The following is a 15306-nucleotide window of genomic DNA, read 5'->3' as shown; positions in this document are numbered from 1 at the left end:
GGCCCGTCGGGCCGGCCGGTCAGGCTCTGGCCGTGCCGTTCAGGGCGGTGAGGGGCGTGTCGGCGAGGCCGAGTTCACCGGCGTGGTCGAGGAGGCGCTGCACCTGCCCGGCGTCCGTACCGGCCGACTTCATCAGCTTCATCAGCAGCGCGGACACCGTCAGGTTCTGCACGTCGGACGTGGAGAACGAGCCCAGCACCCGGGTCAGGTCGTCGGTGAAGCCCGACGAGCCGTCCAGCCAGGGCCCGGCGAGGGCCTGCGCCGTCTCGGAGTGCTTGACGAACCCGTCGATCCCCTTGCCGAGCGAGACCGAGGACACCAGGCGGTCGAAGAAGACCGAGTCGCCGCCCACGATGTCGATGTCGGCGTTCTCCAGACCGGTGGCGAGCACCGTGGCCTGGGCCTCGGCGACCTGCCGCTGCACGTCCAGACCGGCCAGCCGGATGTCCTTCTCCGCCTCCAGGCGCAGCCGGTACTCCTCGTGGCCGCGCGAGGCGTCGTCCAGGGCGGCCATCGCCGCGGCCTTCTCGGTGAGTCCCGCGGCCTCCGCCTTGAGCCTGGTGCCGATGGCCTCCGCCTCGGCGAGAGCCTTGGCCCGCGCCCCCTCGGCCTCGGCGCGCATCCGGGCCCCGGTCGCCTCCGCCTCGGCACGGCCGGCCTTCTCGACGACCTCGGCCTCCTTGTCGCGGACCTGGACCGCGGCCAGCCCCGCCGCCGCGGCCTCCGCCTGGACACCCTCGGCCATCCGCAGCTTGGCCCGCGCGTCCAGGTCGGCGCTCTTCAACCGGGCCTCGGCCAGCGTGAGTTCCTCGGCGGCGCGGTGGGTGGCCGCCGCCTCCGCCGCCTCCGCCGCCTTGATGTCCTTGACCAGCCGCTCCTGCGCCTGTGCCTCGGCGGCGATGATCACGGCCTGCCGCTGCCGCTCCGCCTCCTCCACGGCGCGCAGCTTCTTGATGGACTCCTCCTGCTCGGCGACCGTACGGTCCACGGCGACCCGCTCGCGGACGACCTCGGCGATGTTCCGCTTCTCCGCCTCGACCTCCTTCTCGGCGGCGATCCGCGTCAGCTCGGTCTCCCGCTCGCGGCCGATGGCCTCCAGCATGCGGTCCTTCTCGATGCGCTCGTTCTCGACGGCGATGACCCGCTCGCGGTTCTTCGCGGCGACCGCGACCTCACGGGCCTGGTTCTCGCGCTGCACGCCGAGCTGCTCCTCCGTGCGCAGGAAGGCCGTCTGCGCGCGCAGCCGCTCCTCCTCCACCACCCGGGCCGTCTCGGCCTCCTCGCGGGCCCGGCTCGTGTCGATCTCGCGCTTCTGCTTGATCTCGGCGTCCGCCTGCCGGCGCTCCAGCTCCAGCACGGCCTCGCGGGCGTCGACGTTCTGCCGGGTGATCTCCTTCTCCTCCGTGCGCCGCGCCTCGTTGGTGCGCACGTGCTCCACGGCGGTCAGCTCGGTGATCTTCCGGATGCCCTGGGCGTCGAGGACGTTGGCCGGGTCCAGCTGGGTCAGCGGCGTCTGCTCCAGGTAGTCGATCGCCGCGTCCTCCAGGTGGTACCCGTTGAGGTCGACGCCGATGACCTCGATGATGCGGTACCGCAGTTCCTCGCGCTTGGTGTAGAGATCGGTGAAGTCCAGCTGCTTGCCGACGGTCTTCAGCGCCTCGGAGAACTTCGCGTGGAACAGCTCCTGCAACGTGTCCCGGTCGCTGGCGCGGGCCGTGCCGACCGCCTGGGCGACCTTGACGACGTCCTCGACGGTCTTGTTGACCTTGACGAAGAACGAGATGCGGATGTCCGCGCGGATGTTGTCCCGGCAGATCAGCCCCTCCTTGCCGGCCCGGGTGATCTCGATCGTCTTCACCGAGATGTCCATCACCTCGGCCTTGTGCAGCACCGGCAGCACCATCTGACCCGTGAAGGTCACGTCCACCTTGCGCATCTTGGAGACGATCAGCGCCTTGCCCTGCTCCACCTTGCGGAAGAGGCGCGAGACGCCGAACAGCACGAGGGCGACGAGGAGCAGGCAGACGACGGCGAGGACACCGATGACTTCCATGAGACACGTCCTAACGGCAGCAGACGGCAGGAGACGGCAGAAAACGGCTGGGGCGGTGGCCGCCGGTGCGAACGCCGGCGCCGCGCGGTCCCGTCGGGACGCGGAGGCGCAAGCGGAGCCGGAAACGGACCGGTGGCGGCTGCCCGTGGTGCGACGGCACGGTCCGGCGGGCGACGGCGGGTCCGGGCCGTCGGCCGGGGGTGCGGCGGTGACTCAGACGCCGGGCACGGCGGGAACGCCGCGGCCGGCGCGGCGGTCGTGCGCCGCGGCATCGGCGGGGCGGGGCCCACGGCCGGGTTCGTCGGGGTGGAGCCGGTGGAGCGGGCGGACGAAGGAACCGTTCGTCTTCTTCGTCGCCATCGTCCGCCCCCTCCAGCAGTGCTCCCCTTGGCCCCAGGATGCGCGAGAGCGGCCTCCGCGCGCATTGCCGGTTTCCGGAAACGTTCACCGGGGCTTGCATGCCGGTGAGCCGCCGACGGGTCGGTCGTAACCCGTCGACGGCTCAGGTGTGATTCGAGCGCCGCGCACGCTCCGGCACCGTGGCCGCCAGGTGCTCAGGGCGCCGGGCTCGGCCCGCTGACGCTCAGGGCGCCGGGCTCGGCCCCGGGACGCTCAGCGCGGCGAGCCGCTGCGCGAAGGGCGTGACCTCCTCGAAGGAGTCCCGTCGGGGCAGCGGGCGGTGCGCCGACGGCCGTGACGACCCCGACAGCCCCGCCATCAGTGACGCCAGCTCGCGCGCGGCCCGCCCGATCCGGGCGTCGAGTCCTTCCGCACCCCAGTCCTCGGAGGCGGCGTACACCCCGGTGGGGACGACGACCGCCTTCAGGTAGGCGAACAGCGGCCGCAGCGCGTGGTCCAGCACCAGCGAGTGCCGGGCGGTGCCGCCGGTCGCGGCGATCAGCACCGGCTTCCCGGTCAGGGCGTCCTCGTCGGTGACGCTCAGCGCGTCGAAGAACGACTTGAACAGCCCGCTGTACGACGCCGAGAACACCGGCGTGACGGCGATCAGCCCGTCGGCCGCCGCGACCGCCTCGAAGGCGTCGGCGAGCGCCCGCGCCGGGAACCCGTTGGTGAAGGTGTGCGCGATCTCCACGGCGAGGTCGCGCAGCTCGATCACCCGCACGTCGGCCGGGGCGGGCTCGGGCGCGGTGGCGGCCGGGGCGGCGACGGCGGCCAGCCGGTCGCCGAGCAGCCGGGTGGAGGACGGGACGCTCAGCCCCGCGGAGACGACGACGAGCTTCATGCGCGTGCTCCTTCCTTCTCCTGGCCTTCCCGGCCGGCGGCCTTCGCCGCCAGCAGGGACGCGTGGGTCGGCGCGTCCGGCACGTTCGCCGGGCGGTTCTTGGCGAACTCCTCGCGCAGCACCGGGACGACCTCCTCGCCGAGCAGGTCGAGCTGCTCCAGGACGGTCTTCAGAGGCAGCCCGGCGTGGTCCATCAGGAACAGCTGGCGCTGGTAGTCACCGGCGTAGTCGCGGAAGGCGAGGGTCTTCTCGATCACCTGCTGCGGGGAACCGACGGTGAGCGGCGTCTGCTCGGTGAACTCCTCCAGCGACGGCCCGTGCCCGTAGACCGGGGCGACGTCGAAGTACGGCCGGAACTCGCGCACCGCGTCCTGGCTGTTCTTCCGCATGAACACCTGGCCGCCGAGCCCGACGATCGCCTGCTCGGGCGTGCCGTGCCCGTAGTGGGCGTAGCGGGCCCGGTACAGCTCGACCATGCGCTTGGTGTGGTCGGCGGGCCAGAAGATGTTGTTGTGGAAGAAGCCGTCGCCGTAGTACGCGGCCTGCTCGGCGATCTCCGGGGAGCGGATGGAGCCGTGCCACACGAAGGGCGCGACGCCGTCCAGCGGACGCGGGGTGGACGTGAAGCCCTGGAGGGGGGTGCGGAACGTGCCCTCCCAGTTCACCACGTCCTCGCGCCACAGACGGTGCAGCAGGTTGTAGTTCTCGACGGCGAGGTTGATGCCCTCGCGGATGTCCTTGCCGAACCAGGGGTAGACCGGCCCGGTGTTTCCGCGCCCCATCATCAGGTCCACCCGGCCGTCGGCCAGGTGCTGGAGCATCGCGAAGTCCTCGGCGATCTTCACCGGGTCGTTCGTGGTGATCAGGGTGGTGGAGGTGGACAGCACGAGCCGCTCGGTGCGGGCCGCGATGTAGCCGAGCATGGTCGTCGGCGACGACGGCACGAAGGGCGGGTTGTGGTGCTCGCCGGTCGCGAAGACGTCGAGTCCGACCTCTTCGGCCTTGAGCGCGATGGCGACCATGGCCTTGATGCGCTCACGCTCGGTCGGCGTACGGCCCGTGGTCGGGTCGGGCGTGACGTCGCCGACGGTGAAGATGCCGAACTGCATGATCGCTCAACCTCCAGGTTGTTGACGCTTCAACTATACCCGTGGAACGGAGCACCTCCGGTCGTTATTCCGCAGGTCCACCGCCCGGCGAGTACCCGGCGCGGTCCCCGTGCGCCGGCCGCGTGCGAAGCTGCCCGCATGCTCGTCCTGCGCTCCGCCGCCCTCTTCGTCGTCGCCGCCCTCTTCGAGATCGGCGGCGCCTGGCTCGTCTGGCAGGGCGTGCGCGAGCAGCGCGGCTGGCTGTGGGCCGCGGGCGGGGTCCTCGCCCTCGGTGCCTACGGCTTCGTCGCCACCTTCCAGCCCGACGCCCACTTCGGCCGCATCCTCGCCGCGTACGGCGGCATCTTCGTGGCCGGCTCGATCCTGTGGGGCGTGGTCGCCGACGGCTACCGCCCGGACCGCTGGGACATCGCGGGGGCGCTGGTCTGCCTCGCCGGGATGGCGCTGATCATGTGGGCCCCGCGCAACGGCGGCTGACCGCGGCGACCGGCCGCACCCGGGGCGCCGGTCACGGCCGCCGGCCACACCCGTCGGCCCCGCACCCACCGGTCACGGCTGACGGCCGCACCCGCCGCTCCCGACCACAGCACCGGACAGGGGCCCCTGGCGCACCCGCCACCCCCACCGGTCACGGCTGACGGCCCCGCCCACCGGCCGGGGAACCCCGCCACCCGGCCGGGAAGCCCCGCCACCCGGCCGGGAAGCCCCGCCACGGCGGCTGACTACCCTGGTCGGCGACCGCCGCACCGCCCCCGTACGCACCAGGAGCAGCCCATGGCCACCGCAGCCGCCCCGTCCGCCGCCTCCCGTATCGCCGTCGTCACCGGCGCGAGCAGCGGCATCGGCGCCGCCACGGCCCGCCGGCTCGCCGCGGCCGGGTACCGCGTCGTCCTCACCGCGCGCCGCAAGGACCGCGTCGAGGCGCTGGCGGAGGAGATCCAGGCGGCCGGCCACCAGGCGACGGCGTACCCCCTGGACGTCACCGACCGCGAGGCGGTCGACGAGTTCGCGACGGCGTTCAGGACGATCGGCGTGCTGGTCAACAACGCGGGCGGCGCGCTCGGCGCGGACCCGGTGGCCACCGGCGACCCGGACGACTGGCGCCGCATGTACGAGACGAACGTCATCGGCACCCTGAACCTCACCCAGGCGCTGCTCCCCAAGCTGGAGGCGAGCGGCGACGGCACGGTCGTGGTCGTCTCCTCGACCGCGGGCCTGTCCACCTACGAGGGCGGTGCGGGCTACGTCGCCGCCAAGCACGGCGAGCACGTCCTCGCCGAGACCCTGCGCCTGGAGATCGTCGGCCGCCCGGTCCGCGTCGTCGAGATCGCGCCCGGCATGGTCAAGACCGACGAGTTCGCCCTGACCCGCTTCGGCGGCGACCAGGACAAGGCGGCCAAGGTCTACCAGGGCGTCGCCGACCCGCTGACCGCCGACGACGTCGCCGACACCATCACGTGGGCGGTCACCCGCCCCGCCCACGTCAACATCGACCTCCTGGTCGTCCGCCCCCGCGCCCAGGCCTCGAACACGAAGGTGCACCGGGAGGGCTAGGCCTCCCGGTGCGGGCCGGGCCGTCAGCCCTTCACGCAGACGACCTGCTTCAGCTTCGCCACGACCTCCACCAGGTCGCGCTGCTGGTCGATGACCTGCTCGATCGGCTTGTACGCGCTGGGGATCTCGTCCACCACGCCGGAGTCCTTGCGGCACTCCACGCCCCGCGTCTGCTCCTCCAGGTCCTTCGTGGAGAAGCGGCGCTTGGCGGCGTTCCTGCTCATGCGCCGGCCCGCGCCGTGGGAGGCGGAGTTGAAGGACTTGGCGTTGCCGAGGCCCTTGACGATGTACGAACCGGTGCCCATGGAGCCGGGGATGATCCCGTACTCGCCGGACCCGGCCCGGATCGCGCCCTTGCGGGTGACGAGCAGGTCCATCCCCTCGTAGCGCTCCTCGGCCACGTAGTTGTGGTGGGCGCTGATCTCCGGCTCGAAGACCGGCTTGGCCTTCTTGAACTCCTTGCGGACCACGTCCTTCAGGAGCGCCATCATCAGGGTGCGGTTGTACTTCGCGTACTCCTGGGCCCAGAACAGGTCGTTGCGGTACGCCGCCATCTGCGGGGTGTCCGCGACGAACACCGCGAGGTCGCGGTCGATCAGACCCTGGTTGTGCGGGAGCTTCTGGGCGATGCCGATGTGATGCTCGGCCAGCTCCTTGCCGATGTTGCGGGAACCGGAGTGCAGCATCAGCCAGACGGAACCGGTCGTGTCCGTGCACACCTCGACGAAGTGGTTGCCGGATCCGAGCGTTCCCATCTGCTTTCCGGCCCGCTCGTGACGGAACTTGACCGCCTCCGCCACCCCGTCGAACCGCCCCCAGAAGTCGTCCCACCCGGCCGTCGCCAGCCCGTGGAAGCGGCCCGGGTCGACCGGGCTGTCGTGCATGCCGCGCCCCACCGGAATCGCCTGCTCGATCTTCGAGCGCAGCCGGGACAGGTCGCCCGGGAGGTCGTTCGCCGTCAGGGAGGTCTTCACCGCCGACATGCCGCAGCCGATGTCGACGCCCACCGCCGCCGGACACACCGCGCCCCGCATCGCGATCACGGAACCGACCGTCGCGCCCTTGCCGTAGTGCACGTCCGGCATGACCGCCAGGCCCTTGATCCACGGCAGGGTCGCGACGTTGCGCAGCTGCTGGAGCGCGCCCTCCTCGACCGTCGCCGGGTCGGCCCACATCCGGATCGGCACCTTCGCGCCCGGCATCTCCACGTACGACATATCGTCCTCATTCCCCCGGAAAACATACAGAAGTATCGAAGCGCAGAACCGGCGCCAAGGGCAGCCAAAGGGACGACCGACCGGCGTTCACGGCAGCGCGTGCGATACACATTGTCTGCTGGGAGCGCCCCCGTGCGGCAAGCGAATAACCAGCGGGGACACTGGAGTCCCGACATCACAGCCACCCCGGCGAGAGGAGCCGCACCGTGCAGCGGAAGGCTTACGTACCCGGCGTCGCCGTCCTCCTGGCGGCGTTGCTGGCCGGCTGCACCGGCGGCTCGGAGGGCGGTGCCACGGCGGACAACTCGAACCCGGGGGAGCCGGGTCTGGCGACCCAGGCGGCCGAGCCGGGCAAGTACCGCACCCTTCCGGACCCGTGCGGCGCGGTCGGCCACAAGGCGCTCGACGCCCTTCTGCCCGGCATCGAGGAGATCACCGACGAGGAGCAGCGCGAGCGGGCGTACGCGGGTGAGCCGACGCTCGCCTACGACACCGACCGCAAGGTCGGCTGCCGCTGGAAGGTGGAGTCGGCGCAGGCCACCGACCACCTCTTCGTCGACTTCGAGCGGGTGGTGTCCTACGACGGCGCCGTGAGCGACGACAACGAGGCCGAGCAGCTCTTCGCGAAGCAGGTGGAGGCGGCCGACCTGCCCGAACCGGTCGTCTCCGAATCCGGGTCCACCGCCTCGGACTCCCCCTCCGGCAGCCCGTCCGCGTCCTCCGGCGAGCCGTCCGCCGGGTCGGGCACACCCTCCGCCCCCTCCTCGTCGGCCTCGTCCTCGTCGAGCGCGTCCCCCGGCACCCCGCCCGCCGAGGTCCAGCCGCGGCTCCTGGACGACCTGGGCGACGAGGCGTTCGTGGACGACACGCTCAGCAGCTCCGGTTCGACGGCGAAGCGGCGCACCGTGACTGTGGCGTTCCGCACGTCGAACGTCATGGTGACCATCGAGTACGCGGAGCAGTCGGCGACGCTCGGCGTCGTGCCGGACAGCGGGGAAATGCAGGACATGGCGCGGAAACTGGCCTCCCAGCTGGCGGATTCCCTGGGCGGCTGAGGCCCGCCGGGGCGCCCCCGCGCCCGCGCGCGGCGCCCCGGAAGCGGGACCGCGCGTTTTCCTCACCGCGTACCGTGGCCCCTCGGACCCGTTCCGAACGCAGGAACCACGAGTGCCATGAGTGAAGGAACCATGCAGCGACGAGCCCAGCGTGACCAGCGAGACCCGCAAGCGAAGCGAGCCAAGCGACTCACCCGCGTCCTTGTCGGCGCGGCCGCCGTACCCGTGATGCTGGTGGCAGCCGGCTGCTCCTCGGACTCCGGCTCCGAGGACGGCAAGGACAAGGCGGCGCAGGAGTCGGCCGCGTCCCAGTCCGCGAGCCCGTCCCCGACGGTGCGCGCGGCGGCGTTCCGGAAGCTTCCGGAGCCGTGTTCGACGGTGACGAAGAAGACGCTGGACGACCTGGTGCCGAAGGGCGGATCCGGCGACGAGGGTTCGTCGAACGACACGGCGACGCGGGCCGGTTGCTCCTGGGACAGCCTCGACGACAACGGCGTGAAGGGTTCTCAGTTCCGCTGGCTGAGCGTGTCGATGCTGCGCTTCGAGTCGGACGTGACGCGCGGCGAGGGCGACAAGCTGGCGCACGCCTACTACCTCAAGCAGCTGAAGGACACGCAGGGTGCGGAGGGCGCGAAGAGCGTCAAGACCGCCCCGGTGAGCGGCACGGGCGACGAGGCGTCGGTGGTGCGCTACGACCTGAAGAAGAAGGAAGGCACCTTCAAGCAGCAGACGGTCGTGGCGCGGGTCGAGAACGTCGTCGTCACCCTCGACTACAACGGTGCCGGCCTGGCGGGCGACAAGACCCCGGACGCCGACGACCTGGTGAAGGACGCCCAGAAGGCGGCCAAGGAGGCGGTGGCCGCGGTGGTGAAGGCCAACGGCGCCGGTAGCGACGCCGGCAAGCCGAGCGGCTCGCCCTCCGGGTCGTCCTCCGAGGCGCCGTCGAAGGCACCGTCGGAGTCGTCTTCGACGTCGTCCTCGAAGGCGCCCGCGAAGGACAGCTGACGGTCCCTACGACCCACCGGCCACCCGTCCCCCGCACACATGTGCCACTCTGTTGCGCGCAACAACACGCAATGGGAGGGGAGTACGGGTGGCCGCCCCACTTCAGCTGACACGGACGCACCGTGTTCTCATCGGCATGGTCGTCTTCGGTGCCGTCGTGATCGCCGGTATCGGCTTCGCGGGTTCGTACGCGGCGGTGCGCGAACTGGCCCTGAAGAAGGGGTTCGGGAACTTCAGCTACGTCTTCCCGATCGGCATCGACGCGGGCATCTGCGTACTGCTGGCGCTGGACCTGCTGCTGACCTGGATCCGCATCCCCTTCCCGCTGCTGCGGCAGACGGCGTGGCTGCTGACGGCGGCGACGATCGCGTTCAACGGCGCGGCGGCCTGGCCCGACCCGCTGGGTGTCGGCATGCACGGGGTCATCCCGATCCTGTTCGTGGTGTCGGTGGAGGCCGCCCGGCACGCGGTCGGCCGGATCGCCGACATCACCGCCGACAAGCACATGGAGGGCGTCCGCCTCACCCGCTGGCTGCTCTCTCCGGTGCCGACGTTCCTGTTGTGGCGCCGCATGAAGCTGTGGGAGCTGCGCTCCTACGAGCAGGTGATCAAGCTGGAGCAGGAGCGGCTGGTCTACCAGGCCCGGCTGCGTTCGCGGTTCGGCCGCGCCTGGCGCCGCAAGGCGCCCGTGGAGTCCCTGATGCCGCTGCGGCTGGCCCGCTACGGCGTCCCGCTGGCGCAGACCGCCCCGTCCGGCCTGGCGGCGGCCGGCATCGAACCGGCCCTGCTCCCGCCCGCCCCGCGCCCCCAGGAGGCGGCCCCGCAGGCGGCGCCCGCTGGCGGACAGCGGGCCGAGCTGGCGGGCGGCGAGGACGCGGAGCCGGTGCGGGAGGAGGGACCGGCAGCGGAGCAGAACCCGTGGCTGCACGCCCGGGACCCGCAGTCGGTCGAGTACCACGGCGACTACGACCCGACGTACGACCCGGACCAGTACGCCCAGTGGGAGGCGGAGCAGCGCCAGGCCGACCAGTACCGGCAGCAGTTCGAGGAGGAGCCTCCGGCGCAGGAGCCCGCTCCGGAGGAGACCGGCGGCTTCCCCATACCGGTCGGGCCGCACCGCACCCGCGAGCTGGGCGAGGGCGGCGGCACCCCGGAGCCGGAGGGCCCGGACGAGAACGACTACTACCAGGTCTTCAAGCAGTCGCTCGGCAACGGCAGCGGCTACCCCACCCCGCGCGAGTTCGCGTACGACGTCGAGGCCACGTTCGGCGTCTCCCTTCTGGACGCCGATGCCAAGCGCATGGTCCTGCGGTTCCAGGAGCGCCACGGCGCGGAGCTGGAGGACGAGCACATCGCCTGAGCCCGGCGCCGCCGCGTACGGCGAAGGGGCGCCCGGTCGTGACCGGGCGCCCCTTCGCCGTATGGACGGTGCTACTCCCCGAGCAGGGTCCGCACCCGGTCCTGCCCCACCGCGAGCAGCAGGGTGGGCAGGCGCGGGCCGGTGTCGCGGCCGACGAGCAGGTGGTACAGGAGCGCGAAGAACGTCCGCTGGGCGGTCTTGATCTCCGGCGGCAGCTCCTTGGGCGTGGCGTCGGCCGGGAAGCCCGCCTGGACCTTGGGGACGCCGTAGACGTGGTGGGTGAGGCCGTCCAGGGACCAGTGGTCGGCCAGCCCGTCCAGCAGCAGCCGCAGCGACTGCCGGCTCGGCTCATCGAGGGACTTGAGCAGCTCGGCGTCGGGCTCCCGGCGCACGACGGTGCGCTGGTCGGCGGGGACGTGCGTGTTGATCCACGCCTCGGCCTTGTCGTAGCGCGGCCGGGCCTCGTCCAGCGACGCGATCGGGTTCGCCGGGTCCAGCTCGCCGAGGATGCGCAGCGCCTGGTCCTCGTGTCCGGCGGTGATGTCGGCCACGGAGGCGAGCGTGCGGTACGGCAGCGGCCTGGGCGTGCGCGGCAGCTCACCGGCGGCGGTGCGGACGGCGCGGGCGTGGGCGGCGGCGTCGGCGGGCAGCGCGGTGCCGTCGGCGACCTTGGCGTCGAGGCGGTCCCACTCGTCGTACAGCCGCTGGATCTCCTGGTCGAAGGCGATCTTGAAGGACTGGTTGGGGCGGCGGCGGGCGTACAGCCAGCGCAGCAGCTGCGGCTCCATGATCTGCAGCGCGTCGGCCGGGGTGGGCACCCCGCCCTTGGACGAGGACATCTTGGCCATGCCGCTGATGCCGACGAAGGCGTACATCGGCCCGATCGGCTGCTCGCCGCCGAAGATGCCGACGATCTGCCCGCCGACCTGGAACGACGACCCGGGCGAGGAGTGGTCCACGCCGCTCGGCTCGAAGACGACCCCCTCGTACGCCCAGCGCATGGGCCAGTCGACCTTCCAGACCAGCTTGCCGCGGTTGAACTCGCTCAGCCGCACGGTCTCGGAGAAGCCGCAGGCGGTGCACGCGTACGTCAGCTCGGTCGAGTCGTCGTCGTAGGCGGTGACCGTCGTCAGGTCCTTCTCGCAGTTGCCGCAGTACGGCTTGTACGGGAAGTAGCCGGCGGAACCGGAGCTGCCGTCGTCCTCGGCGGCGGCGCCGGAGCCCTCGGCGGCCTCCAGCTCGGCCTCGTCGACGGGCTTCTGCGACTGCTGCGGCTTCTTCGCCGGTGCCTTCTTGGTGCGGTACTGGTCGAGGATCGCGTCGATGTCCCGCCGGTGCTTCATGGCGTGCAGGATCTGCTCGCGGTAGACACCGGAGGTGTACTGCGCGGTCTGGCTGATGCCGTCGAACTCGACGCCCATCTCGGCGAGCGAGGCGACCATCGCGGCCTTGAAGTGCTCCGCCCAGTTCGGGTGCGGGGAGCCCTTCGGGGCGGGGACCGAGGTCAGGGGCTTGCCGATGTGCTCGGCCCAGGACTCGTCCACGCCGGGGACGCCGGCCGGCACCTTGCGGTAGCGGTCGTAGTCGTCCCAGGAGATCAGGTGCCGCACCTCGTGCCCGCGGCGGCGGATCTCGTCGGCGACCAGGTGCGGGGTCATGACCTCGCGCAGGTTGCCCAGGTGGATGGGGCCGGACGGGGAGAGCCCGGAGGCGACGACGACCGCACCCGGAGCGGCGGCGAGTGAGGATTTCGCGCCCGCGGCACGACGCTCCGCCTCGGCGATGACCTCGTCCGCGAAACGGGAGACCCAGTCGGTGGTCTCTGTGCTCTGAGCCACGATCGGCACGTCCTCTTCCCTGGAACTTCTCTGGAACTTCTCTGGCACTGCTGCGGAGACAGCCGGTACGGTCGCACGGCTGTCCGCCCCATTCTCCCAGCCCGGCGCGCATCCGCGAAAACCGCTTTTCACCGCGTGGGATACTCGGTTTCTGTACTACTTCCACGAACCCGAGCAGAACGGCAGCCACTCCATGGCCTCGGTCACGTCCCTCACCGACTCCGTCCAGCAGCAGCTCGCGTCCGCCCTCACGGCCACCCGGCCGGAGGCCGCCGGCGCCGACCCGCTGCTGCGACGAAGCGACCGGGCGGACTACCAGGCCAACGGCATCCTGGCCCTGGCCAAGAAGGCGAAGGCCAACCCGCGGGAGCTGGCGACCGAGGTCGTCGCGCACCTCACCACCGGTGACGAACTGATCAAGGACGTCGAGGTCTCCGGACCCGGCTTCCTCAACATCACCGTCGCCGACCGCGCCATCACCGCGAACCTCGCCGCGCGCCTCGCGGACGGCGAGCGCCTCGGCGTGCCGCTGAAGGCGGACGCGGGCACCACGGTCGTCGACTACGCCCAGCCGAACGTGGCGAAGGAGATGCACGTCGGCCACCTGCGCTCCGCGGTCATCGGCGACGCGCTGCGCGGGATGCTCGACTTCACCGGCGAGAAGACGATCGGCCGGCACCACATCGGCGACTGGGGCACCCAGTTCGGCATGCTCATCCAGTACCTGGTCGAGCACCCCGGCGAGCTGGCCCCGGCCGGGGACGTCGACGGCGAGCAGGCCATGTCGAACCTGAACCGGGTGTACAAGGCGTCGCGCGCGGTCTTCGACGCGGACGAGGAGTTCAAGGAGCGGGCCCGCAAGCGGGTCGTCGCCCTCCAGTCCGGCGACAAGGAGACGCTGGAGCTGTGGCAGCAGTTCGTCGACGAGTCGAAGGTCTACTTCTACTCGGTCTTCGAGAAGCTCGACATGGAGATCCGCGACGAGGAGATCGTCGGCGAGTCCGCGTACAACGACGGCATGCCGGAGACCGCCCGCCTCCTGGAGGAGACGGGAGTCGCGGTGCGCTCCGAGGGCGCGCTGGTGGTGTTCTTCGACGAGATCCGCGGCAAGGACGACCAGCCGGTGCCGCTGATCGTGCAGAAGGCCGACGGCGGTTTCGGCTACGCGGCCTCCGACCTGACCGCGATCCGCAACCGCGTCCAGGACCTGCACGCCACCACGCTGCTGTACGTCGTCGACGTGCGCCAGTCGCTGCACTTCAGGATGGTCTTCGAGACCGCCCGCCGGGCCGGCTGGCTCGGTGACGAGGTCACCGCGCACAACATGGCCTACGGCACGGTGCTCGGCGCCGACGGCAAGCCCTTCAAGACGCGCGCGGGCGAGACCGTGCGCCTGGAGGACCTGCTGGACGAGGCGGTGCAGCGGGCGGCGGAGGTCGTGCGGGAGAAGGCGCGGGACCTCACCGAGGACGAGATCCAGGAGCGGGCCGCGCAGGTCGGCATCGGCGCCGTGAAGTACGCGGACCTGTCGACGTCGCCGAGCCGCGACTACAAGTTCGACCTGGACCAGATGGTCTCGCTCAACGGCGACACCAGCGTCTACCTCCAGTACGCCTACGCCCGTATCCGGTCCATCCTGCGCAAGGCCGGCGAGGTCCGCCCCGCCGCCCACCCGGAGCTGGAGCTGCACGCGGCGGAGCGGGCGCTGGGCCTGCACCTGGACGCGTTCGGGGACACGGTCTTCGAGGCGGCCGCCGAGTACGCCCCGCACAAGCTGGCCGCGTACCTGTACCAGCTGGCGTCGCTGTACACCACGTTCTACGACAAGTGCCCGGTCCTGAAGGCGGAGGCGCCGGAGCAGGTGGAGAACCGCCTGTTCCTGTGCGACCTCACGGCCCGCACCCTGCACCGCGGCATGGCCCTGCTGGGCATCCGGACGCCCGAGCGCCTCTGAGCACGCCCCGTGGGTGAGGGCCGGGCCGACCTCCCCGGCCCTCACCTCAGCAGCGTCAGCCCCTCGGGGGCGTCGATGCCGAACTCCTCCGCCAGCACCCGGCGGGCCTCCGCCTCGTCGGCCACCTTCTCCTCGGTGACCGTGCCGTCCCCGGTACGCGTCACGACGAGGCGGTCGCCGTCGAGGAGCAGGTGCGCGTCCGGGGTGAGGCGCTGGACGTAGGGGCGCCGGGCGAACGGGGACCTGGGGTTGGTGGCGACGTGCCAGTTGATCACCTCGTAGTCGGACGGCTCGAACGGCTCCGGGGTGAAGGCGTACTGCGCCTGCCAGCCGCCCGCGAGGTACGCCTCCAGCACCCACGTCTCCAGCGGCCCCCGGTGCGGCGCGTGCACCAGCCGGTGCCGGCGTCCGGCGTCGTGGAACTCGGTGTCCGCCGTCAGCGGCACCGGCTCCAGCAGGGAGCCGAGGGCACCGAACCCGACGTCGACCAGGTGGGGCCGCGGGTCGCCGGGCAGTTCGGCGAGGAGGGCCATGTGGGTGCGCGGACGGTCCTCGAAGCGTTCGGCGCCGACGACGACCCGCGCGGTCAGCCGGGTCACCCGCACGCCGAGCGCCTCCAGGGCCGCCGCGAAGAGCGTGTTGTGCTCGTAGCAGTAGCCACCGCGCCGGCGGCCGTGGACCAGCTTGGCCATCAGGTCGCCGAGGTCGAGGGAGGGGGCCCGGCCGCCCAGGGCGTCGAGGTTCTCGAAGGGGATGGCCCTCAGGTGGGCGAGCTGCACGCCCCGGAGCGTGTCCGGGTCGGGGCGCCGCCCGCCCGCCCAGCCGATGCGGGCGAGGTAGGCGTCCAGGGAGAAGGGTGCCGTCGTCCGTGCGCTGTCAGCCATGGCCTCACCGTACGTGCGGCGACGCCCTCCTATC

The 15306-nt window shown here is 71.8% G+C and carries 13 protein-coding genes; 6 read left to right on the top strand and 7 right to left on the bottom strand.

All coding sequences use genetic code 11. The annotated features are described in order from the left end of the window. Positions 1-19: 19 nt before the first annotated feature. From ACIBCJ_RS25145 to ACIBCJ_RS25130, 4 genes are all read right to left on the bottom strand, one after another. The gene (locus tag ACIBCJ_RS25145) at positions 20-2053 is read right to left on the bottom strand and encodes an SPFH domain-containing protein (protein WP_362103262.1); all 2034 of its coding nucleotides are present in this window, start codon (positions 2051-2053) and stop codon (positions 20-22) included. 213 nt (positions 2054-2266) lie between these two features. Beyond that, a complete protein-coding gene (locus ACIBCJ_RS25140; RefSeq protein WP_362103263.1) occupies positions 2267-2413 on the bottom strand; it encodes a hypothetical protein in 147 nt (48 codons plus the stop codon). Between the two features lie 223 nt (positions 2414-2636). Further along, positions 2637-3296: a CE1759 family FMN reductase gene (locus ACIBCJ_RS25135; RefSeq protein ID WP_365980326.1), complete on the bottom strand. Its 660-nt coding sequence runs from the start codon at positions 3294-3296 to the stop codon at positions 2637-2639. Further along, a complete protein-coding gene (locus ACIBCJ_RS25130; protein ID WP_365980325.1) occupies positions 3293-4405 on the bottom strand; it encodes an LLM class flavin-dependent oxidoreductase in 1113 nt (370 codons plus the stop codon). The genes ACIBCJ_RS25135 and ACIBCJ_RS25130 overlap by 4 nt, the downstream gene beginning before the upstream one ends. Before the next feature lie 138 nt (positions 4406-4543). Here ACIBCJ_RS25130 and ACIBCJ_RS25125 point away from each other — a divergent pair, with 138 nt between their 5' ends. Continuing rightward, positions 4544-4882 carry a YnfA family protein gene (locus ACIBCJ_RS25125; protein WP_030145264.1) on the top strand — a complete coding sequence of 113 codons (339 nt, stop codon included), beginning with the start codon at positions 4544-4546 and terminating at the stop codon, positions 4880-4882. 297 nt (positions 4883-5179) lie between these two features. Further along, positions 5180-5959, top strand: a complete 780-nt coding sequence (locus tag ACIBCJ_RS25120) for an SDR family NAD(P)-dependent oxidoreductase (protein ID WP_362103266.1) — start codon at positions 5180-5182, stop codon at positions 5957-5959. Between the two features lie 23 nt (positions 5960-5982). Here ACIBCJ_RS25120 and ACIBCJ_RS25115 read toward each other — a convergent pair whose 3' ends face one another. Then, on the bottom strand, positions 5983-7176 hold the full coding sequence (locus ACIBCJ_RS25115) for an RtcB family protein (protein WP_362103267.1): 1194 nt from the start codon (positions 7174-7176) through the stop codon (positions 5983-5985). A 206-nt stretch (positions 7177-7382) separates the two neighbouring features. Between ACIBCJ_RS25115 and ACIBCJ_RS25110 the strand changes: the two genes are divergently transcribed. From ACIBCJ_RS25110 to ACIBCJ_RS25100, 3 genes are all read left to right on the top strand, one after another. Then, positions 7383-8231, top strand: a complete 849-nt coding sequence (locus ACIBCJ_RS25110) for a DUF3558 domain-containing protein (RefSeq protein WP_365980324.1) — start codon at positions 7383-7385, stop codon at positions 8229-8231. Positions 8232-8363: 132 nt separating this feature from the next. Further along, positions 8364-9236 carry a DUF3558 family protein gene (locus ACIBCJ_RS25105; protein WP_365980323.1) on the top strand — a complete coding sequence of 291 codons (873 nt, stop codon included), beginning with the start codon at positions 8364-8366 and terminating at the stop codon, positions 9234-9236. An 88-nt stretch (positions 9237-9324) separates the two neighbouring features. Beyond that, positions 9325-10596 carry a DUF2637 domain-containing protein gene (locus tag ACIBCJ_RS25100; protein ID WP_362507308.1) on the top strand — a complete coding sequence of 424 codons (1272 nt, stop codon included), beginning with the start codon at positions 9325-9327 and terminating at the stop codon, positions 10594-10596. Positions 10597-10667: 71 nt separating this feature from the next. Here the strand turns inward: ACIBCJ_RS25100 and lysS are convergent, their stop codons facing one another. Then, a complete protein-coding gene (lysS, locus tag ACIBCJ_RS25095) occupies positions 10668-12443 on the bottom strand; it encodes a lysine--tRNA ligase (protein ID WP_362103271.1) in 1776 nt (591 codons plus the stop codon). 184 nt (positions 12444-12627) lie between these two features. Between lysS and argS the strand changes: the two genes are divergently transcribed. Further along, the gene (gene argS / locus ACIBCJ_RS25090; RefSeq protein ID WP_362103272.1) at positions 12628-14388 is read left to right on the top strand and encodes an arginine--tRNA ligase; all 1761 of its coding nucleotides are present in this window, start codon (positions 12628-12630) and stop codon (positions 14386-14388) included. 41 nt (positions 14389-14429) lie between these two features. Here argS and ACIBCJ_RS25085 read toward each other — a convergent pair whose 3' ends face one another. Next, positions 14430-15272, bottom strand: a complete 843-nt coding sequence (locus ACIBCJ_RS25085) for an arylamine N-acetyltransferase (RefSeq protein WP_365980322.1) — start codon at positions 15270-15272, stop codon at positions 14430-14432. Positions 15273-15306 lie beyond the last annotated feature (34 nt).

Origin of the sequence: Streptomyces sp. NPDC051136 (assembly GCF_044455745.1) — a bacterium.
In the GTDB taxonomy this organism is placed as follows: Bacteria; Actinomycetota; Actinomycetes; order Streptomycetales; family Streptomycetaceae; genus Streptomyces.
The sequence above is the reverse complement of the archived record's forward strand: the minus strand, read 5'-3'. Positions and strand labels throughout refer to the sequence as shown.